This window comes from Promicromonospora sp. NPDC060271 (genome assembly GCF_042726755.1).
In the GTDB taxonomy this organism is placed as follows: domain Bacteria; phylum Actinomycetota; class Actinomycetes; order Actinomycetales; family Cellulomonadaceae; genus Promicromonospora.
In genome coordinates, this window is the sequence record NZ_JBHXBG010000315.1 from 1 (window position 1) to 1,797 (window position 1,797).

General features: G+C 73.8%; 2 protein-coding genes. One reads left to right on the forward strand and one right to left on the reverse strand.

The features are described 5' to 3' along the window. Positions 1 to 44: 44 nt before the first annotated feature. Complete coding sequence (locus tag ACFWE2_RS25310; protein WP_377226964.1) at positions 45 to 806, reverse strand: ROK family protein; 762 nt, start codon at positions 804 to 806, stop codon at positions 45 to 47. 39 nt (positions 807 to 845) lie between these two features. On the opposite strand from ACFWE2_RS25310, the gene truA reads away from it, so the two are divergent. Further along, complete coding sequence (truA, locus tag ACFWE2_RS25315; protein ID WP_377226965.1) at positions 846 to 1,763, forward strand: tRNA pseudouridine(38-40) synthase TruA; 918 nt, start codon at positions 846 to 848, stop codon at positions 1,761 to 1,763. Positions 1,764 to 1,797 lie beyond the last annotated feature (34 nt).

Genomic DNA, 1,797 nt, shown 5'->3' on the forward strand with positions numbered 1-1,797 from the left:
CCGTACGGAGGGTGCGGCCCGGCGTCGTCGTGCGTGGCCGCACGTCACTGAGCAGGCAGCAGGTCCCATGCTCGCGCGCCGCCCACCAGGGCGGCGGAGTTCGGGACGATGACGACGTCGTCGCCGAGCCTGGCGAGCGCCGAGGGCGTGATGCGGCGCGCGTTGCCGCCCCCGAGGTAGAGCCGATCCCAGTGGAAGACGGGTCGCAGCCCGTCGACGACCGTGACCACGCGTCGTGACCACAGGCCGTCACCCAGCCGACGCCGTTCGGGCTCGCCGATGTACTGGTCGTAGGTCAGGCTGCGGCGCACGGGGGCGTGCGACCACTCCAGGTGCGGCGCGATCCGGCCGCCGTGGAACATCGCGGTCCCGAGGCCCGTGCCGAGCGTGATGACCAGCTCGAGACCCGACGCCGCGACCACGCCCGCGCCGTGCACCTCCGCGTCGTTCAGGACCAGCGCGGGCAGGTTCAGCCGGCCGGCGACGGCCGCGCGCATGTCGAAGCTGTGCCATGCGTCGAGCAGGGCCGGATCGACGCGGGAACGCGGTCCCGACCGGGTGATGTAGTGCGGCGTGTGCACCACGACGCCGCTCCGGATCATGCCGGGCATGCCGACCGTGACCCGGCCGGCCGCAGGCAGGTCGGTGGCGATCTTCGCGATCGTGTCCACGAGGAGCTCCGGCGGCAGCGGGTAGGGCGTCGGTACGCGGACCGGCGCCGCGTGAGCGGTGCCCGACGAGTCGAGGACGGCTGCCTTGATCCCGCCTCCACCGCAGTCGACCGCCAGCGTGAGGATGTCTGCCATGACGTCACTGTACGAACTCCGGCGCGGGGATCGGGGAAGATGGCTGGCGTGAACGAGTACATCAGGGTCCGGCTCGACCTCGCCTACGACGGCACCGACTTCGCCGGCTGGGCGCGACAGCCGGGTCTACGCACCGTGGAGGGTGCCCTCGAGGACGGTCTGGCACGGATCCTGCGCAGCGAGCAGCTCGGCCGGCCGACGCCTCGCCTCACTGTCGCCGGGCGGACCGACTCCGGCGTCCACGCACGAGGGCAGGTGGCGCACGTCGACCTCGAGGCCGATGCCTGGGCGGCGCTCCCCGGCCGCTCGGGACGGTCCAGCCGCACCCCTGCGGAGGCACTGGTGTCCCGGCTGGCCGGCGTGCTGCCCGCCGACGTCGTCGTACACCGCGCCAGGCAGGCGGCGCCCGGTTTCGACGCGCGGTTCTCCGCCCTGCGGCGGCGCTACACGTACCGGATCGCCGACGCGCCGGGGCTCCGGGACCCGCTGCGACGCACGCACGTCCTGTGGTCCCGCAGGCCGCTCGACGCCGCTGCGATGGACGACGCCGTGCGCCCGCTCGTCGGGGTGCGTGACTTCGCCGCGTACTGCAAGCCCCGCCCGGGTGCGACGACCATCCGGGAGCTGCAGCACATCGCCTGGGAACGGCCGGCCGACGGACCGGACGCGGGCCTCGTGGTCGGGCACGTCGTCGCCGACGCGTTCTGCCACAACATGGTGCGGGCCCTCGTCGGGGCGTCGATGGGGGTGGGGGAGGGGCGCCGGCCCGTGAGCTGGCCGGCGGAGCTCCTGGCGAGCCGCCGACGGGACGCCGGCGTCTTCGTCGTGCCCCCGGAGGGTCTGTGCCTCGAGGAGATCACGTTTCCGCCGGACGAGGAGCTCGCCGCCCGCGCGGACGCCGTCCGGGCCAAGCGGATGGACGAGGACGTCTGGGACGACATTCCGGCCGCGAAGTAGAGCGCCTGTCCGAGGCTTCCTGATGTCACCAGGG

Excerpts from the sequence above, each read along its gene's own strand:
- ACFWE2_RS25310 (WP_377226964.1), bottom strand. The coding sequence starts at position 806 with ATGGCAGACATCCTCACGCTGGCGGTCGACTGCGGTGGAGGCGGGATC.
- truA (WP_377226965.1), top strand. The coding sequence starts at position 846 with ATGGCTGGCGTGAACGAGTACATCAGGGTCCGGCTCGACCTCGCCTAC.